Annotated in this window: 14 protein-coding genes and 1 pseudogene; 11 read left to right on the forward strand and 4 right to left on the reverse strand. The window is 55.5% G+C overall.

Annotated features, from left to right (window positions below; all coding sequences use genetic code 11):
* Positions 1–95: 95 nt before the first annotated feature.
* Positions 96–1,045, reverse strand: a pseudogene (locus MKZ35_RS07320) (isoaspartyl peptidase/L-asparaginase family protein).
* A 198-nt stretch (positions 1,046–1,243) separates the two neighbouring features.
* Between MKZ35_RS07320 and MKZ35_RS07325 the strand changes: the two are divergent.
* The 3 genes from MKZ35_RS07325 (at position 1,244) to MKZ35_RS07335 (ending at position 3,688) form a co-directional block, all read left to right on the forward strand.
* Positions 1,244–1,675, forward strand: a complete 432-nt coding sequence (locus MKZ35_RS07325) for a DUF3127 domain-containing protein (RefSeq protein ID WP_482512580.1) — start codon at positions 1,244–1,246, stop codon at positions 1,673–1,675.
* A gap of 295 nt (positions 1,676–1,970) precedes the next feature.
* On the forward strand, positions 1,971–2,855 hold the full coding sequence (locus MKZ35_RS07330) for an SDR family NAD(P)-dependent oxidoreductase (RefSeq protein WP_482512581.1): 885 nt from the start codon (positions 1,971–1,973) through the stop codon (positions 2,853–2,855).
* Positions 2,856–3,193: 338 nt separating this feature from the next.
* Positions 3,194–3,688 (forward strand): AlbA family DNA-binding domain-containing protein, encoded by a 495-nt coding sequence (locus MKZ35_RS07335; RefSeq protein ID WP_482512582.1) that lies wholly within the window; start codon positions 3,194–3,196, stop codon positions 3,686–3,688.
* A gap of 278 nt (positions 3,689–3,966) precedes the next feature.
* Here the strand turns inward: MKZ35_RS07335 and MKZ35_RS07340 are convergent, their stop codons facing one another.
* Complete coding sequence (locus MKZ35_RS07340; RefSeq protein WP_482512583.1) at positions 3,967–4,509, reverse strand: DinB family protein; 543 nt, start codon at positions 4,507–4,509, stop codon at positions 3,967–3,969.
* Complete coding sequence (locus MKZ35_RS07345; RefSeq protein WP_482512584.1) at positions 4,509–5,468, reverse strand: alpha/beta hydrolase; 960 nt, start codon at positions 5,466–5,468, stop codon at positions 4,509–4,511. Before MKZ35_RS07345 ends, MKZ35_RS07340 begins: the two co-directional genes overlap by 1 nt.
* A gap of 138 nt (positions 5,469–5,606) precedes the next feature.
* Between MKZ35_RS07345 and MKZ35_RS07350 the strand changes: the two genes are divergently transcribed.
* The 8 genes from MKZ35_RS07350 to MKZ35_RS07385 all read left to right on the forward strand — a co-directional run bounded on the left by MKZ35_RS07350 (position 5,607) and on the right by MKZ35_RS07385 (position 16,732).
* Positions 5,607–6,311: an alpha/beta hydrolase-fold protein gene (locus MKZ35_RS07350; RefSeq protein ID WP_482512585.1), complete on the forward strand. Its 705-nt coding sequence runs from the start codon at positions 5,607–5,609 to the stop codon at positions 6,309–6,311.
* Positions 6,312–6,399: 88 nt separating this feature from the next.
* A complete protein-coding gene (locus MKZ35_RS07355) occupies positions 6,400–7,497 on the forward strand; it encodes an ATP-grasp domain-containing protein (protein WP_482512586.1) in 1,098 nt (365 codons plus the stop codon).
* Positions 7,498–7,587: 90 nt separating this feature from the next.
* Positions 7,588–8,691 (forward strand): carboxylate-amine ligase, encoded by a 1,104-nt coding sequence (locus MKZ35_RS07360; protein WP_482512587.1) that lies wholly within the window; start codon positions 7,588–7,590, stop codon positions 8,689–8,691.
* Positions 8,692–8,838: 147 nt separating this feature from the next.
* On the forward strand, positions 8,839–9,672 hold the full coding sequence (locus tag MKZ35_RS07365) for a type 1 glutamine amidotransferase (protein WP_482512588.1): 834 nt from the start codon (positions 8,839–8,841) through the stop codon (positions 9,670–9,672).
* Positions 9,673–9,792: 120 nt separating this feature from the next.
* Entirely contained in the window at positions 9,793–10,980 is a 1,188-nt protein-coding gene (locus MKZ35_RS07370) for a hypothetical protein (protein ID WP_482512589.1), read from the forward strand.
* A gap of 229 nt (positions 10,981–11,209) precedes the next feature.
* A complete protein-coding gene (locus MKZ35_RS07375; protein ID WP_482512590.1) occupies positions 11,210–14,302 on the forward strand; it encodes a T9SS type A sorting domain-containing protein in 3,093 nt (1,030 codons plus the stop codon).
* Positions 14,303–14,637: 335 nt separating this feature from the next.
* Positions 14,638–15,147: a YkvA family protein gene (locus MKZ35_RS07380; RefSeq protein ID WP_482512591.1), complete on the forward strand. Its 510-nt coding sequence runs from the start codon at positions 14,638–14,640 to the stop codon at positions 15,145–15,147.
* A gap of 283 nt (positions 15,148–15,430) precedes the next feature.
* Positions 15,431–16,732, forward strand: a complete 1,302-nt coding sequence (locus MKZ35_RS07385; RefSeq protein WP_482512592.1) for a metal-dependent hydrolase family protein — start codon at positions 15,431–15,433, stop codon at positions 16,730–16,732.
* Between the two features lie 25 nt (positions 16,733–16,757).
* Here MKZ35_RS07385 and MKZ35_RS07390 read toward each other — a convergent pair whose 3' ends face one another.
* The gene (locus MKZ35_RS07390) at positions 16,758–17,516 is read right to left on the reverse strand and encodes a TIGR02757 family protein (protein ID WP_482512593.1); all 759 of its coding nucleotides are present in this window, start codon (positions 17,514–17,516) and stop codon (positions 16,758–16,760) included.
* Positions 17,517–17,573 lie beyond the last annotated feature (57 nt).

The raw sequence follows: 17,573 nt of genomic DNA on the forward strand, positions 1-17,573 counted from the left end.
AGATGCCATCAAATATTCGCTTGTACCCCTGCGGCCTCCTGCCCAACTTTAAGCTTCCTGCGTTACTCCTTATATATAGCACATTCAAAGCTCAGCTATTTGTCCTCATAAATGGCGGTAAAAAGAGGACTTTCTGAGGTGATTGTGCCCCGGTACATGCCGCTTGAATTGAACGGCAGCGCCAGATTACCGGCCCCATCAACCGCTATTAGTCCGCCCTCGCCCCCTACCGGCGCCAGCTTGTCGTGTACTACAATGCGGCAGGCCTCGGCCAGGCTCAGGCCGCGGTACTCCATCAGGCAAGCCACATCGTAGGCGGCCACGGCGCGCATGAAGTATTCGCCCGAACCCGTGCAGGAAATAGCGCAGGTTTGGTTGTCGGCGAAGGTGCCGGCCCCGATAAGGGGCGAGTCGCCGATGCGGGAGTAGCGCTTGTTGGTCATGCCGCCGGTGCTGGTAGCAGCAGCCAGATTACCGTGCTGGTCGCGGGCCACGGCACCCACGGTTCCCATTTTCTTGGGCTGGGGGGCTTTTTCGATTCGCTGTGGTCCAGTTGTATTCCCCCGGATTCCAGCGCTTCCTGCAGCTGATCGTGGCGGTGCTGGGTAAAAAAGTACTCGTCGGGCTGGGTGGGCAGGTTATGCTCGCGGGCAAATTCCTCGGCCCCCGGCCAGGCCAGCAGCACATGGTCCGACTTATCCATCACCACCCGGGCGACGCTGATGGGGTTTTGCAAATTGCGCACGCCCGCCACGGCCCCGGCGCTCCGGTCGCGGCCGTCCATAATAGCAGCATCCATCTCGTGGCGACCATCATGGGTAAATACGGCCCCACGGCCGGCGTTGAATAAGGGCGAATCTTCGAGCACGCGCACGGAAGCTTCTACCGCATCGAGGGCAGCGCCGCCCTGGCGCAGCACATCGTGGCCGGCTTCGAGCACCTGCCGCAGAGCGGCGTGGTAGGCCTGCTCCTTTTCGGGCGTCATTTGGTCGCGGGAGATGGTACCGGCCCCGCCGTGTACGGCCAGTGCAAAAGTCGGTTTCATAGAAAAAAATGGGTGAATATGCCTAAAAACGCAAGATAAAGACAAAGCTTAGCCGGCTGCAGAAACCAATTTTTGGTCGCTTAGTCCCATACAGATACGTAGCTAACATACCGGAGTTTTGGCCGTTTTTTTTAACCGAAACGGGTTTTTTTTCGTACGTTTGACTTCCCATTTTCATCATTTCAACTATTCTTTTTTATGGCTTACGACGCTACCGGCCGCCTGCACGAAATCTTCGACGAACAGCAGGTGAGTGAAAAATTTCGCAAGCGCGAGTTCGTGCTGGAAGTCCAGGAGGGCCAGTACCCCGAGCATATCAAGTTCCAATTGGTGCAGGATAAGACGGCCCTGATAGATCCTTTCAAAATCGGTGACGAGGTAAAAGTGACCTTCAATCTGCGGGGTCGCGGCTTCAACAAAAACGGCCAGATGCTGTACTTCACCAACCTGGAGGCCTGGCGCATCGAAGCTGGTGCAGGTGGCGGTGCTCCCGCTGCTGGCGGCAACTATGGCAATCAGCAGCAAGCCGCTCCTCGTCCCGCTGCTCCCGCTCAGAACCAAAACCCAAATCTTCGTGCTCAACCCGCCGCCCCTATCGCCGGCGACGACGATAACGACCTGCCTTTCTAAGCATTTCGTTTTGCTGGATTTTATCAATGCCGCCTTCTACAGTAGAAGGTGGCATTGTTTTTTTCGGCTGGGGGGCTTTTTTAAGCAGATTTATATTTAAGGAGTGGTACACTAAAGGCCGTCATGCTGGATCTGGCGTCTTGGTGAAGTCTTACATTCTACGCTTTAGTCTGACAGACTTTTTAGTCTTAAAAAGCCGTTTACAGCCAAACCACTGCCTATTTTTCAACTCTGTCCCTGCTAAAGCGTACGTTACCTCAATTTCTGCCCCCTACACTGATTTTGTTTTTCCCTGATGACTGCGTCTTCCGATTCTGTTTCTGCTCCTCTGCGCGGTAAAGTCGCCTTAGTTACCGGCGCATCAGGTGGCATTGGGCTGATAACCGCCCGCGAGCTAGCGAGGCGCGGTGCCCGCGTGGTAATGGTATGCCGCAACCCGGAGCGCGGCGAGCGAGCCCGCACTGCCATCCGCGAAGCCATAGGCTCTGATGCTCAGCTCGATTTGCTGCTCTGCGACCTGTCGCTGCTGGCCAACGTGCGCACCTTGGCCGAGGAAGTGACCCGACGCTTCGATCAGCTTGACATTCTGGTAAATAACGCCGGCATTTTTCCGGGCCCGCTTACCATTACCGAAGAAGGCCACGAGCTGAGCTGGGCCACGAATCATCTGGCTGTATTTGCGCTTACCAATCTGCTGTTGCCGCAGCTGCTGGCGGCTCCGCAGGCACGTATCCTGACGGTAGCGTCGGAGGCGCACTGGCTGGGTGAAATTGAGCAGTCGGCGGAGGCCCGCAACGCCCCCGAGAAATACAGCTCATTCACGGCTTACTGCGACTCCAAGCTGGCTAACATCGTGTTCACCAGCGAGTTATCTCACCGCCTCGATTTAACCAAAGTAACGGCTAACTGCCTCCACCCCGGCATGGTAGACACTGGGCTGGTGAATACGGGCAGCTCTCCCCTGATGAAAGCCATGTGGTGGGCGGCTCGGCCGTTTATGATCAGTCCTGAAAAGGGCGCTCAGACGAGCATTTACTTAGCGTCCTCACCTGAGATAGAAGGCGTTAGCGGCAAGTATTTTAAAAACCGTAAACCCAGCCGTGCCTCGGGCCGCTCCCAGAGCCGCCCCGAAGCTGCCCGCCTCTGGCGCCTTTCGCAGGAGGAAACGGGCGTGGAGTAACTGTAAGTAGCTGATCATAACGATAAAAGGTGGCCATGCTGAAGTCACGAAGCATCTCGCCGGCGGTCGGCTGATTACTAACTTTACTACCGCACGCGAGATGCTTCACCGCATTCAGCATGACGTTCTTATGGTGTGGGGGGCAATTTTTCATCCTCCAGCAAAGCTTAGAGGCTTGGTGTATGATTGTTATTCCAAATCCACTTTATAACCTATGCCCACGCTGCAGGAGTTGATCCGTCAGGGTGAGGGGGAGCAGGTAGAGTTTAAAAAAGACCACTCACCCAACGCGCATTTCGCGCACCTTAGCTTCTCTAGCCAATACGCGCGGTGGCTACGTGCTAGTCGGCGTCGACGATGATGGACGAATCGTGGGCGTGCGCGATGCGGCAGAGGAAATTCATGTGCTGCGCGAGGCAGCCACCCATTATGTAGACCCTCCTATCCTGCTCACTTTCAAAGAAGTAGAGGAAGACGACCGCACTGTGCTCATTGTAACGGTGCGGGAAAGCGCACATAAACCCCACCGCGCCCAGGTGGCCGAGGGCGACTGGCGAGGCTACGTACGCGTGCGCGACCAAAGCGTGCAAACCAGCAGCCTCACCGAAAAGGTGCTGCAACGCGAAGAGCCAACATTCGAGAAAATCCCGCTGAACAAAGACGAGTTGGCCGTGCTAGATTACCTCCGTACCAACCCGCGCATCACACTGGGCCAATATCAAAAACTGATCAATGTAGGGGAGCGCCGGGCCTACCGCACCCTCATTAAGCTCGTTCTCCACGGCTACCTACGCCACCACGACAAGCAGAAGGAAGTGTACTATACGTTATAACACGAGCGGGACAGCGGCAAACAGCAGTCATCAAAAAAGCCCCCAAATGATACTTGGGGGGCTTTTTCAGCCTTAAGCAGCTTACAACTCGCTGCTGCTCTCGCGCGATTTTTTCTTTTCGTCTTTAGCGGCCTTTTTCTCTTTAGTGGTTTTGGCGGGCTCTTTCTTTTTCTCTTTGCGGGCGTCTTGTGCTTTAGCCATGACTGAAACAAGTGAAGGTGAAGGATGAGTTGGGAATAATAACGCAGACTGCTTAGTCTGTGTTGTGCGCTTTAAAGCTACAATAACGGCAAATACCGTTCATGTAAAATTGTTAAATGATGTGCCTCATGGCCCGGCACCACATGCACCAGAGCCCGCACACTAATGGGATGCTCATTGGCTAGGCCTACCTTATCGAGGATGTGGGGGGCAAATGAGCGGTACAGCGCTACAGTACTCGCGCGCACGGCGGCGTGCTCGGCCAGCAAATCGGCCAGCGAGCGGGTGTTGGCTTCCGAGGCCGGGGCGTAGGCATTTTCATCGAAGCCCGGCAACGACTGCTGATCGCCGCGGGCGATACACAGGGCGCGGTAGGCAAAAATGCGCTCCGAGTCCAGTATGTGCAGAATCATCTCCTTAATAGTCCACTTCTCGGGGGCATAAGCCAGCAGCGCCTGCTCATCGGTGAGGGAGCCGAGTAGCGCCCGAACGTGGGCGCCTTGTTTTTCCAATAGCTCCACCGGATCGATAGTATCGGGTACGTGCCGGAGGTAGTTTTCGTAGTATGCTGGGTATTCGCCGCTTACGGGCTGCTTAATAACCACTGGCTCCGCTGGCACTACTGCTTCGGTGGCCTGGGGGCTTTTTTGGGTGTCAGGCGCCGCTGTCGGTTCAGACGCTGGGAGCTGCCCCAGTTCCGTTTAGAGGGCAGGGCACCAGCGGGTTGCCAGGCATCGGAGGGCCGGGATGGCGTTTTGCCGAAGGCCCAGCGCAGAAAGTCTGGCATAACGCGGCCCCACGTTTCCTGGTTGTGCCGGCCGCCAGCCACTTCCACGTAGCGAATATGTTGGTCAGGAACCCCCTGGCGAGTCAGCTCCGCCAGTAGATCCAGGGTATCCTCAATGGAGTCGATGATGCCATTCTTGTTACGGTCGTTGGTTTCGTCCAGCGTACCGGTTTGCAGCCAGAAGCGGTGGCTAGGATGCGGCCGGCCGGAGCGCACGAGCGAATGCATGATGCGGTCGGCATCGATGTAGCCGTCCTCGAAGGCTTTGCGCCGCCACCAGAATGAGCCGGAAAAAACGCCCACCCACGTAAATGCATCCGGGTTGCGCCATACCAAATCGAAAGCCATGAGCCCGCCCAGGGAAAAACCCGCAAAAACGGCTTGCTCCGGGTCGGAGGTCACGTGGTATTTCTGCTGCACATAGGGCAGCAATTCTTCCAGCACAAAATCAGTATAGAGATGTGCTTTGCTGCCGCGGCCCAAATAATCGGGCCGGCCGGCCGCGCCATATTCGTGCATCCGGTCGCCGGCATGAATAGCGACAAGCACAAACGGACGCAGTGCCTGCTGCTGATAAAGCGCGTCGAGAGTGGCTTTTAGTCGCAGACGTCGCAAATCCTGACCGTCATTCATATACAGCACCGGATAGGGTCCGTGGCTGGCTGGATCGAAGGCTGGCGGCAACACCACATCAAGCCGCACCGTACGCCCTAAAGAAGCTGACATGAGCACTTCGTCGCGTACTACTTGCACGGCAGCGGCTTGCGAAGGCGAAAAAAGAGAATGATTCATTACAAAGGCTAAATCGGCGGACGCTGTATTGGGCTTGCAAGGTACCTTTTTCCGGTTCTTAGCTAAAGCCCACTTGGTGCAATGAAATATTTCATTACTTTTCTCCTATCTCCTCTCCCTGTCTAAGTTCTTACGATTTTGTACGAAGAATACCGCACTTTTCACTCCCAGCATCTTGGCCACGCCATTGAGATGCTGGTTTTTGGTACGCATGGGTACCCCATCGTAATTTTCCCGACCTCGGGCGGACGTTATCACGAGGCTAAGGATTTTCTGCTGGTCGAATCAGTACGCTGGTTTATTGAGTCGGGCAAAATCAAGCTTTTTTGCCTCGATAGCCGCGACCATGACAGCTGGTACGCCAAGCACCTTCACCCCGCTGAGCGAATACAAAACCACAACCGCTACGACCGTTTTCTCAGTCAGGAATTCGTGCCCGCGCTCCAGCGAGAGTGCCACGTCGATAAGATTGGGGTGGCCGGGTGCAGCTTCGGCGGCTTTCACGCCCTCAACTTTGCCTTTCGGCACCCCGAGCAGGTAGCTTATGTATTTACGATGGGCGCCGCCTTCGATATGCGGCGGTTCCTAGATGGGCATTACGACGAGGACGTGTACTACAACAACCCTCCCCAGTACATGCCCGACGCCCAGAATGAGCATTTCCATCAGATGAATATTGTGCTGGGTACCGCTGAGCACGACTTCTGCCGCTCCGGCAACGAGGAAATGTCGGGCATCCTGCATAACAAAGGCATTCGGCACTGGCTCGACATTCGGCCCAATGGCAGCCACGACTGGCCCATTTGGCGCGACATGTTTCCGCATTATTTGTCCCGGATGTAAAATTGCCCCCCACGCCTTTTCACGACGTCAAGCCCGGCCTGATGTCCTCTCCTGTTAATCATCTCCCTAAGTCCTTAATCTCTACACTATGAAAAAAATCGGAATTCTTTTTGGCCAGGAAAGTACCTTCCCTCAGGCTTTTGTCGATCGGGTAAATGAAAAAGCCGGCGGCGAATTCACCGCCGAATTCGTCTCCATCGACCAGGTAGAGCAGAACGTGCCCTCCGACTACGCCGTTATCATCGACCGCATTTCCCAGGATGTGCCCTTTTATCGGGCCTACCTCAAAAACGCGGCTCTGACGGGCACCGCTGTTATCAACAACCCCTTTTGGTGGAGCGCCGACGAGAAGTTTTTCAACAACGCCCTGGCCGTGCAGCTCGGCGTGCCCGTGCCGCGCACCCTGCTGCTGCCTTCCAAAGAGCGCCCCGACGACACCAGCGAACGGTCGTTCCGCAATCTGCGCATGATGGATTGGGACATGGCTTTCGAAAAAATCGGCTTTCCAGCCTTTATGAAGCCGCACTCCGGCGGCGGCTGGAAAAGTGTGTACAAGCTCCATAACCCGGAGGAGTTTTTCCGCGCCTACGCCGAAACCGGCCAGCTGGTAATGCTATTGCAGGAGGCCATTGACTTCGACGATTATTTCCGCTGCTACTGCATCGGCGGCAAAGAGGTGCTCATTATGCCTTACGAGCCCCGCAATGAGTTTCACCAGCGCTACGCTACCCAGATGAAAACCACCGGCCCGGCCGGCGAAAAGCTGCTGGCAACCATGAAAGACTACGTATTGCGCCTAAACAAAGGCCTGGGCTACGATTTCAACACCGTAGAATTCGCCGTGCGCGATGGTATTCCAATTGCCATCGACTTCGGCAACCCCGCTCCCGACGCCGACGTGAACTCTGTGGGCCAGCAGAATTTTGAGTGGGTAGTAGAAGCCGCCGCCAACCTGGCCATCGAGAAGGCCCGTGCTTACCAGCCCGGCCGCGACAACCTAACCTGGGGCACGTTCGTGCAGCATTCGGCCCAGAATGGCGCGCAGAATTCGATTCCGGCGGGCAAAACGGGGGCTGCTAAAAAGCCAGCCGCTGCTAAAGCTGCTGCCCCAAAGGCCGCCGCACCTAAATCTGCTGCACCTAAAAAGGCAGCGGCTGCGCCAAAAGCTAAAAAGGCTCAGGAATAGCGTCTGGAGGGCATTTTTAAACTCAATTTGTTAAAAATGCCCCCCAGTGCCTTCCGTGGCCTCTCTTCCCATCGATAAGCTACTACTACTATGGCTAAGCCTGTTTTTACGCTCGGAATAGAGGAAGAATTTCAAACTATTGATCCGGAAACCCGCGATTTGCGCTCCCACATGTCGCAGATTGTGGATGGTGGCCAGATGATTCTGCAGGAGCAGGTGAAGGCCGAAATGCACCAGTCGGTGGTGGAGGTGGGCACTACTATCTGCCAGAATATCGAGGAAGCCCGCCACCAGGTTATTCATCTGCGCCAGCACGTAATTGAGCTGGCCGATAAGGTGGGACTGAAGATTGCCGCCGCGGGTACGCATCCGTTTTCGCGCTGGCAAGATCAGCCCATCACCCCGGATGTGCGCTACGACAAGATTGTGGAGGAGTTGCAGGATGCTGCCCGCTCCAACCTTGTGTTTGGTATGCACGTGCACGTGGGCCTCGAAACCCGCGAGCTAGGCGTATACATGATGAACTCGCTGCGGTATTTCCTGCCTCACATCTTCGCTTTATCCACCAACTCACCTTTTTGGGAAGGTCGCGAGACGGGCTACAAGTCGTTCAGAACCAAAGTATTCGAGCGTTTCCCGCGCACGGGTATTCCTGAACACTTCTCCAGCGCCAGCGAGTACGACGAGTATATCGCCCTGTTGGTAAAGACGGGCTGTATTGATAATGGCAAGAAAATATGGTGGGATTTGCGCCTCCATCCTTTCTTCAACACGATTGAATACCGCGTGTGCGACATGATGCTGCGGGCCGATGAAGCCATTGCGCTGGCAGCCGTGATGCAGGCCTTGGTGGCCAAAATTTATAAGCTCAGGATCAGCAACCTTAGCTTTCGGCAATACCGCAAGGCGCTTATCAATGAGAACAAGTGGCGGGCCGCCCGCTACGGCATTGCCGGCAAGATGATTGACTTTGGCAAGCAGGAAGAGATTCCAACTCGCACGCTCATCCTGGAACTGCTTGACTTTGTGGATGATGTAGTAGATGAACTGGGCAGCCGCCACGAGGTAGAGTACGTACTGAAGATGCTGGAAATGGGTACCGGCGCCGACCGTCAGCTGGCCGTGTTCCGCCAAACCGGCGACTTAAAACAAGTAGTAGACTTTATCGTGGCCGAAACCACTTTTGGTCTATGATTTTAAAATCGTAATTGGATTAAAACGTACTACTAACTAGCTACGTTCTAACTTGCCAATGTGTGTAGACCTCACAGGCCGCCAGGCTACTGTTGAGGTCTACTTTTTTCTAATAATTGGCTGACTCTCTGTAGTTGGTATGTTCGCATGAAGTTTTTAAAGATTGCCATTTTAGATATGTACGACAACCGGCCTAACGAAGGCATGCGTTGTATTCTGCGGTTAATCCGCCAGGCCCAAAGTGATGGAGCGGCCTTGTATTTCGACATTTTTAACGTTCGGGCCAACGGTGAGCTGCCGGCGTTGGATTACGATATTTACATCTCATCAGGTGGCCCCGGCAGCCCTTTGCCTTCCGATGAAGCTTGGGAGCAGCCTTATTTCGCATTGATTGACAGCATTTTTGCTTGGAATAGCATTCATGTACGGAAGAAACATGTGCTACTCATCTGCCACTCTTTCCAGTTGGTGAGCCGGCACTTGGGGGTTGGCACGTTGAGCAAGCGCAAGTCTACGTCGTTCGGCGTTTTCCCCATCAGCAAAACCGATGACGGCCAGACTGACCCCTTGTTCGCGTCCTTGCCGGCCCCCTTCTACGCCGTCGATTCGCGTGATTATCAGGTAATAGAGCCTGATGCCAACCATATGGCGGACCTGGGAATCAAAGTATTATGCCTAGAGAAAGTACGCCCCCATGTACCGCTGGAGCGAGCCATTATGGCTATCCGGTTCACGCCCGAAATCGTTGGCACTCAGTTTCATCCGGAGGCCGATGGCGAAGGCATGCTGCGCTACTTTTTGACTGACGCCAAACGCCAGCAGATTGTACTGGAGCATGGCGAAGACAAGTACAACGACATGGTGCGCCTGCTTCAGGACCCCGACACCATTGAATTAACGGAGTCGGTGGTGGTGCCCACGTTTCTGCGTGAGGCCATTACCGCTCTGACGACGCCTGAAGCTTCGTTGCAGCCAGCATAGCGAGCGTCCACACAGGCATTTAGCAGAAAGAACGTCAGGCGCCATGCAGGTGGAGTCTGACGTTCTTTTATTTTGCGTACACTTGCCCTAACTCTCCACTCCGCTTCTACTCAGCTAGCTATGATTCCTGAAATCCGCCAAGTCTACAACCAAGCCTTTAGCGTATCGCGCTACCAGAAAATGCTCGAAGCCATTGAGCGTGATTTGCCTGGCCTGCCGGATTTCCGTATTGCCGAAACGCCTATTTTCGTACCTGCAGCCCTGCGGGATAAGCTTATTAGCGCCGGCGAAAGCATTATCGACGTGCTCACAGCACCCAACTTTAAGGCGCTCACCGAGCAGGCGGTACCGCCCCGACAGCGCGTACCCAACGAAGACGAGCACACGTCTTTTCTGGCTATCGACTTTGCGGTGTGCCGCAATGCCCAAGGCGAACTGGAGCCGCAGCTAATTGAGTTGCAAGGGTTTCCGTCGCTGTATGCGTTTCAGGATTATCTGCCGCGAGTGTTTCGGGAGCATTTTCCGGTGCCTGATTCGGTGTCGCACGTATTTCAGCCGGGCGGCAGCGCTGCTTATATAGAGCACCTGCGCCAGCTTATCGTGGCCAACGAAAACCCGGAGCAGGTGGTCTTGCTGGAGCTATTTCCGGAGAAGCAGAAAACCCGCCTCGACTTTGAGCTGACGCGCCGCGCCCTGGGCATCGAAGTCGTGTGTTTGACCGAAGTTCGCAAGGAAGGGCGGCAGTTGTACTACGAGAAGGACGGCCGTCAGATTCCCATCAAGCGCATTTACAACCGCTTGATCTTCGATGAGTTGGATCAGCACTCTGACCTAAAAACGGAATTTCAGCTTACCGACGATGTGGATGTAACCTGGGTAGGACACCCTAACTGGTTTTTCCGCATCAGCAAGTACACTATGCCCCTGCTGCACAGTCCCTTCGTGCCCGAAAGTCATTACCTACATACGCTATCTGATTATCCCGCTGACCTGGAGAATTATGTGCTGAAGCCCCTGTTTTCCTTCGCTGGTAGCGGCGTGCGGCTCCACATAACGGCCGCCGACCTGGACGCCATCACCGACAAGCACAACTATCTGCTCCAGCGCAAGGTGCAATACGAGCCAGTAGTGCAGTCGCCGGATGGGCTGGTGAAGTGCGAAATTCGTATGCTGTACGGCTGGCCGGAGCAGGCACCGCGGCCCTTACTGCTCATCAACTTAGGCCGCCTGAGCCGAGGTGAAATGATTGGGGTTGATTTCAATAAAAACAAGGACTGGGTAGGCGGTACGGTGTGCCTATTTGAGTAGAAAGACAGGACTTCTAAAAGTAAGCCGAGCACCAGCCGCCGAAGTCTATACTAAAAAGCCCCCCAACTACTTTGGGGGGCTTTTTTACGTTTATAAAAGTAATTAAAATGCCCTCATAGCAAGCATGGGGGCATTTTGGCGGCTACAGACAAAAAGGTAATAGTTAAGTTATATCTATTCTTAGTGCTAAAACGTAGCTTTACTCATTCATCACTTCTCCCTATTACTCATGAAACACTCGCTACTCTTTCGATTGCTGGCCTTCCTGCTGGTACTCTGGCCCGCGGCTAGCACCTGGGCGCAGGTCACGCTAACGACCAGCCCCTACACGGAAAACTTCGACGGCCTGGAAACGGCCCCGCCTGCTGGCTTTAGCGTCCGCACGGGGGCTACGGCTACCGCTCTTGGCACCCCCGCGGCCGCTTTCCCAATGGCAGAGGTGCTCTGGAACAACACGACTGGGGCCTTCAAAAACTTCGCTTCGGCTACCGGCCTCGAAGGCACCGTCACTACTGAGCAGCAAAACAACGCCACCAACCGGGCGCTGGGCGTACGGCAAACTGGCAGCCTCGGCGACCCAGGCGCCGCTTTTACGTTTCAAGTAGCCAATACTGTCGGGAAAGGCAATCTGGTGCTGACGTTTGCGCTTCAATCGCTGGATGCCACCTCCACCCGCACTACCATCTGGCGCGTTGACTATGGCATTGGGGCTACGCCTACCGCATTTACCACGGTAGCCACCACACCCGAAACCCCAACGACCGGCGGCTCCACTTTCTCCTCTACTACGATTACGGCCAACTTTGGCACTGCCCTCAACGACATCAACGAGCCCGTCTGGATTCGGGTGGTGGCGCTAGCGCCCTCTACCGGCGCCGGCAACCGTCCCAGCTCTGCCATCGACGATTTCTCACTGGCTTTCATTACTAATATTCCCACTTCTCCCAGCTTGAGCGTAGCACCTGCCAGCCTCATCTTCGACCGGCAGGCGCTCAACACCAATTCTGCTCCGAAATCCTACACGCTCACCGGCAGCAGCCTGAGTGCCGACGTAACGGCCACGGCGCCAACTGGTTTTGCCTTATCAAAAAGCAATGCGCCCGCAGCCGTCTTCACTTCTACTCTCACCTTCACGCCCGCTGAGCTCACCACGGCCCAAACGGTGTACGTGCGCTTTACGCCCACCACGGGCGGCGCCAGCAGCGGCACCATCACGCATACCAGCACCGGGGCGGTGGCCAAAAGTGTAGCCGTTTCGGGTACGGGCATCGATCCGAACAACAACCTGTTCTCTTTTGATGTGTGCCCCAGCGGCTCTACCAGCTTTGATACCTGGACGGCTTTTAGCGTGACGGGTCCTCAAAGCTGGGGCTGCACCACCTTTGGCCGCGCCGCCAATGATCCAACGAACCGGGCTTCTGCTCCCAATGGATTGCAGATCAATGGCTTTGCCTCAGGCGCTAGCGTACCCAATGAGGACTGGCTGATTTCGCCGGCCTTTGATTTGAGCACTTTCCAGTTTCCGCTTTTCTCCTTTTGGAGCCGGGTGGCATTCTCAGGAGCTGCGCTGCGGCTCCGGGTTTCAACCAACTACACGGGTACGGGCAGCCCAAACGCAGCCGGCGTAACCTGGACCGACCTGAATGCTGACTTCCCCGGTAGCGGCTCCGACGTCTGGACGCTAACGCCGGATATCGACCTCACTCGTTTTAAAGGACCTAATGTGTACCTGGCTTTTGTGTATACGAGTGGCCCGGAGTTGGGAGCCGCCCGTTGGACGCTGGATGATCTGCGCCTGCAAAACGCCAACGCGCCCGCGGCACCTGTCCTGTTGCTCAACCCCGCCAGCCTGGCATTTGGCTATCAGGCCATTAATGCGTCGGCCACGCAAACATTCACGGCTGCCTTCCGCAACCTGACTGGCCCCGTCACGATAACGTCGTCTGATCCAGCCTTTCAGCTTTCCAGAAATGGCTCCTCCTTCTCTAATTCAGTGACTTACACGGCAGCTGAGGCCAACTTTACCTCCGCTACCGTCACAGTGCGCTTCACGCCTACGCTGGCGGCTCGCTCCTACACTTCTACCATAACAGTCAGTACCCCAGGCGCTTCGAATGCTACAGTAGCCGTAGCTGGTAACACGTATGCACCGGATAATACCCTGGATGTAGCCAACTGGAATATTGAGTGGTTCGGCTCGCCGGCTCAGGCCCCCACTGATGACAACTTGCAGCAAGCTAACGCGTTGACTATTCTGACCAACTTGAATGCTGATGTGTATGGGCTGACGGAAATAGTGGATACCGCCCGCCTGGGTGCGGTAGTACGCCAATTGCCCGGTACCTATAAGTACAAGGTGGCAGAATTTGGCTCGAACGCTCCTGACAACAACGACCCCGACTATGCTTCGGCCCAAAAGCTGGTTTTTGTGTATCGCACCAGTGTCGTGAGCAATCCTACATTCTCCGGGCTGTTGCGCTGCCCCGGTAACGCCACTACCTGCCCCCAATACAACGCCTGGTCATCGGGGCGCTTTCCGTACTTGATGGAAGCCGACGTGACTATTAATGGATTTACGCAGCGCATCAACTTTGTGCTTATTCACGCTAAAGCCAACGAAAACACATCTGTAGCCGATGCGCAGGAAGCGTATGACCGCCGCAAACGGGGGGCCGACGCGCTGAGAGTGGAGTTGGACACGCGCTTCGGTACGGGCAACGTACTCATTCTGGGTGACTTCAACGATGACCTTGACCAAACCGTAGCTTCGGGCGTGAATACCACTGTTACCTCCTACAGCGCCTTTACCGCTGATGTAGCGAATTACATAGCGGTTACTCTGCCTCTGAGCCAGACAGGCCAACGCTCAACCGTTGATTTTGGCGACGTCATCGACCATGTTGTGGTGTCAAGCGAGCTGAATGCTTTCTACCTGCCTTCCACGGCTCAGCTTCGCACTGATCTGGCAGCCCAAATTCCTAACTACGCCAACACTACTTCCGACCATTATCCTGTCTTGACGCGCTTTGCATTTGGCTACGTAACGGCCAGCAGCAGTGCCCAGAAGGCTAACGCTCAGCTGGATATCTATCCTAATCCGGCCACCCGCACCGTGCAACTGCGCTTGCCAGCTTCCGCTGGGCAGCAAGTGCGCATGCAGGTAATGAGCACCGATGGCCGGGCCGTAGCGCAGGCCGCGGGCTCGTTAGAGCAGGTAAACCAACAGCTTAACCAGCAGTTATCTAACATGAGTGCAGGCGTGTATATTCTCCGCATTACCAGCCCCAGCCAGACCTACGTGAAGCGGTTTGTGAAGCAGTAGATCAACGTCTGACAGTTTAAGCTTAAAGAAGGTCGCACTTGCCAAGTGCGACCTTCTTTGTTTGGTGGCTACTTGGCTGGGGGCTTTTTCTCCGAGCAGATATGACTGGTTGAGGCTAGTAGTGTTTGAAAAAGCCCCCCAGACTTTTGAAACGGGTCTGTCCGGCAACTCATTTCCTGATTTATAGGTGCAGGTTAAGTCGCTTCATGATTTGCTGCAATAGTCTGATTGTCAAAATATTTAAATCAAAACCCCCGACCAATCATAAGGCTTCTACAACGCCAGCCCGTTCTCAACCGTACCTCTTTTACTAACCTCTTACTAACTAATTCCTCATGTCATCATTGTACGAAAAAGGCCTCGCTATTTCCAAAAATGCACTTTTCAACGTCTTCCTGGGCCGGGCCGGCAAGCTACTGGGGCGCCCCTTCCGCACTGCGCTCATCCTGCGCGAAGTAGCTTCGAAGCTCGACGCGAAAGACAGCAAAAAAGGCCCTCTGCAGCAGGTAATTGATATGGGGCGCACGCTGATCCGCTTGGTTGGCGCATTCGCCAGTGGCTCGTACCGGGAAATTGAAGCGACCACTATCATTTCTGGCCTTGCCGTGCTTCTGTACGCGCTATCCCCCATTGACTTAGTGCCCGATTTTATTCCTCTGGTCGGCTTTCTGGACGATCTGAGTCTGATAAGCTGGTTTATCAGCAAGTTTCAGGGAGAGATTTCTCGCTTTCAGGAGTGGGAAAGCAAATCAGCCGCTCCAAACAACGGCGTTATTACAGCCCCTTCGCTGCCCGCTATATCGGATAAATCGCAGCCCGCCGTGGCCGAGTTGGGTCACTCCTAAATTTTTCTCTTCAGTGCGCTTCGTTTCTTGCGCTACTCTTTATAACGCCTGCCGCTCGTGCCGATGAAGGCATGTGGCTGCCCTTACTGCTTAAGCAGTTAATATACAGAAAAAAGCCCCCCAGCTTACGGCCGAGCAGATTTATAGCGTAAATCAGTCAGTAAGGTCAAGAGGGAAATCAAGCAATTGAAGAAGGCTAAGTAATTGGCTTTACTTTCGGCCCCGACCACGGTTCACCATTCAGGTTGGTGTATTGACTTTGTGCCTGCTTTCCCTACTCTTTATGAATCGTGCTTCGTTTAACCGTTTAGGGTTGTTGCTGTCTGCGTTTTTGCTGGGGCTGCCGGTCTCGCTTCTGGCTCAAACTTCGTCTGTTTCGCCAGTAACCACCACGCTGCTTCGCCCGGCGGCTGTTTTCGATGGCGAAAGCATGCATTCGGGCTGGGTGGTAGTGGTAACCGGCGACAAGATTACGGCGGCTGGTCCGGCCGGACAGGTGACAGCGCCAGCTGGAGCCCGCACGGTGGAACTGCCGGGCCTTACATTGCTGCCGGGTCTTATTGAGGGACATTCGCACATGCTGCTTCATCCTTACAACGAAACAAGCTGGAACGATCAGGTGCTCACGGAGTCGCAGGCGCTACGGGTGGCCCGCGCTACTGCTCACGCTCAAAAAACGCTTTTGGCCGGCTTTACCACCGCCCGCGACTTGGGCAGCGAAGGCGCAGGCTACGCTGATGTTGGCTTGAGACAAGCTATTAACCAAGGAATTGTACCCGGCCCGCGCCTCTTAGTGGCCACGCTGGCGCTGGTGGCAACGGGCAGCTATGGGCCCAAGCTTTCCGTAGATGTAAATGCCCCCCAGGGGGCTCAGGAAGCCGATGGCGTAGACGGTATTGTGCGTGCCGTGCGCGAGCAGATTGGTAAAGGCGCCGACATCATTAAAGTATACGCCGATTACCGCTGGGGACAGGGCGAGCCTTCCCGGCCTACGTTTTCGCAGGATGAGTTGAACCTGATTGTGCAAACGGCACGGGCCGCGGGCCGCCCCGTGGTAGCCCATGCCAGCACGCCCGAAGGCATGCGCCGGGCCACCCTAGCCGGTGTGGAAACCATAGAGCACGGCGACAACGGCACGCCAGAAATATTCAAGCTGATGAAGCAGCGCGGGGTGGCCCTCTGCCCTACCGTGGCCGCCGGCGACGCCATTTCCCGGTATCAGGGCTGGCGCCGGGGCACCACGCCGGAGCCCGAACGGGTACAGCAAAAGCGCGTTAGTATGCAAGCAGCCCGCAAAGCCGGCGTTGATTTGGTGGTAGGCGGCGATGTGGGCGTATTCACCCACGGCGACAATGCGCGCGAAATGGAACAGCTCGTGCAAGATCACAACCTGCCGCCGCTTGACGTGTTACGGGCCGCTACCAGTGGCAACGCTCGCATTTTCCACCTCGCTGACCGCGGCAGCATCCGCCCCGGACTGCTGGCCGACTTAGTAGCCGTGGCCGGCGACCCTACCCGCGACATAACTGCGCTGCGCCAAGTAAAGCTGGTGATGAAAGGTGGCGTGCTATACGCGCAACCATAAGGTAGCTTTTGGCTCCAACCGGGGCTTACGTTTTTTCCTCTACTCCCAGCCCAAACAAAGCAAAATCGTATTTCACGGGGTCGTGGGGAGCAAAATCACGGAGATGAGCAGTTAGTTCTTCTGCCGCCGACCAATCAACTAAGCGGCGCGTGAGCAGGCCTAAGCGGCGGGCCACCCGCTCCACGTGTACATCGCAGGGGCAAACCAAATCGGCCATGGGCAGGCGCGTCCAGAGGCCAAAGTCTACGCCCCGGTCGTCGCGGCGCACAAGCCAGCGCAGGTACATATTCACCCGCTTGCAGGCCGAGCCGCGGGCGGGAGTAGCCACGTGTTTGCGCGTACGCTGGGGCGCATCAGGCAAGCTAAAGAACAGGGTATGAAAGCTTTCGAGCCGCTGGCGCTGCGTGTTACCCTGCAAAAAAGCGTCTTCCAGCGTGTCGTGGCTGGCATAATACCAGCGCAGCCAGTACACGAAGTATAGCAGGTCGGTGTCGCAGAAAGTCCGGTGGCAGAAGCCCAGCAGCTTCTTCAAATCCTCATCGGAATGCTGCGTGATGAATTGATAAGGCGCATCGTCCATGCGACGCATTAGCTCATGGCACTTGCTAATGATGGTTGGCCGCCGCCCCCACGCTAACAGGGCCGCAAATAGCCCACTGATTTCCACATCCTGACGCTGGGAAAACCGGTGTGGAATACTAATCGGGTCATTAACAATAAAGGCCGGCCGGTTGTAGCGGTCGTGGTGGTCGTCAAGGAACTGCCGGAGCTGCGCGTGATTCAAACGAAGGATTTAGAAGCGGTTACCCATAAAACAAAACCAGGAGTCAAGAGTTGCGAG

This window comes from Hymenobacter sp. R533113 (assembly GCF_056835965.1).